Annotated in this window: 1 protein-coding gene and 1 pseudogene; one reads left to right on the top strand and one right to left on the bottom strand. The window is 58.8% G+C overall.

Features of this window, described 5'->3' with window-relative positions; all coding sequences use genetic code 11:
* Positions 1 to 123: 123 nt before the first annotated feature.
* Positions 124 to 708, top strand: a complete 585-nt coding sequence (locus IVB32_RS13130; protein WP_247410549.1) for a hypothetical protein — start codon at positions 124 to 126, stop codon at positions 706 to 708.
* Positions 709 to 871: 163 nt separating this feature from the next.
* Here IVB32_RS13130 and IVB32_RS13125 read toward each other — a convergent pair.
* Positions 872 to 1,249, bottom strand: a pseudogene (locus tag IVB32_RS13125) (hypothetical protein); the annotation flags it as partial.

Raw genomic sequence — 1,249 nt, 5'->3', positions numbered from 1 at the left:
TGCAATAGCAGAGCAAGTCGACGTCTGAACTAGCTGGGCAGAGCGGACATGCTCTGCCCCTTTCTTCAAGGCGGCTTCGGGCCAGAGGCGGAAGAGCCTATCCTTTTTACCCCAGGTTAGGAGTTGAAATGGCACAACCGCGAGATGCGGAAGCTATCATGGGTCCAGACGGCCTTGTCAGTGGCCACCCTTTTTCTGGCAGCCGTCGTTTTGAAAGTCTGTTGGGGCTGGATGTATGGCGAGCCGCCCCATATCCAGTTCATGAGGTTAGTACATAACGACATCCCACGATTTACCGTGCCGGTCAGACTGGTGGAGGGAACGCCTGTTAGCTTCCAAGCCCGAGTTGTCCGCAAATACGGTCACAGACTAAACTTGCTGGTTTACTTCGGCGGCAAAGCAGAGCGGACCGTCGTCGAAGACCTCGTCGGAGGTCCAATCGCGCTACCACGCAACGAAGCACTGCCGCCGGGCAAGTTACGGACGACGGTTCGCGTGACCGTCACAGATCGAGAAGAGCGAGTTGTCTTTGATCAAACCCGCAGCTCGGATGCCCACATGGCAGTTGGGATGAACTATCTTGGGCGCGAACTCGCACTGCTACCTCCGTTGAAAGAGGAGCTCTACACCATCAACGTCACACCGTTGAACGACGTGTCGGCATTGGCTCCCTTGCGAACAGAAATCGAGGTGACGTACTCGAAGTGATCACGGTCCATCCGTCCGCTTTGGGTCTTGGTTGTGTGGAAACACAGCTCAAAGGCGGCGGTGGTCGACAATCGTTGCAGGCCGCCGATGTTTTCGCGTCGGATCGTCTATGTTGTCAATCGGCGTTCGACTGGGACCCCCCGTATTGCCGCATCTGCGAATGTTACCCTGAAGGCGCGATTGCCGGTGACGATCGGATGTCGATTGATTGGCCGCGCCAGATGGTTTTCCCGGCTTGCTCGACGAGAGGGGCTGTGGGCGGGTCGGGCCCTACATAGCCCGAGCCGTCCACAACCCCGGGCAATGGGGCAGCGGTTGTAGCGTCGCCGAGCGGGCCCTGCGCGACCAACTGTTCGGCAGCCCTCCGCCTGAGCGCCCTCAACAGACGTTGCACAATCGAATGCTGTCTCTTCCCGAACTCCTCGGGGTATTTCTCGTTCAGCCGACCGACGATTGCGAGCGCCGTCAGTTGCGGCTGCTCCGCGAGCCAGCCCTCGATAGCAGCAATATGCGGGTCGAGCTTGGACGGCATGCGAACCCT

This window comes from Bradyrhizobium sp. 23 (assembly GCF_023073295.1).
GTDB classification, from domain to species: Bacteria; Pseudomonadota; Alphaproteobacteria; order Rhizobiales; family Xanthobacteraceae; genus Bradyrhizobium; species Bradyrhizobium canariense_D.
The sequence above is the reverse complement of the archived record's forward strand: the minus strand, read 5'-3'. Positions and strand labels throughout refer to the sequence as shown.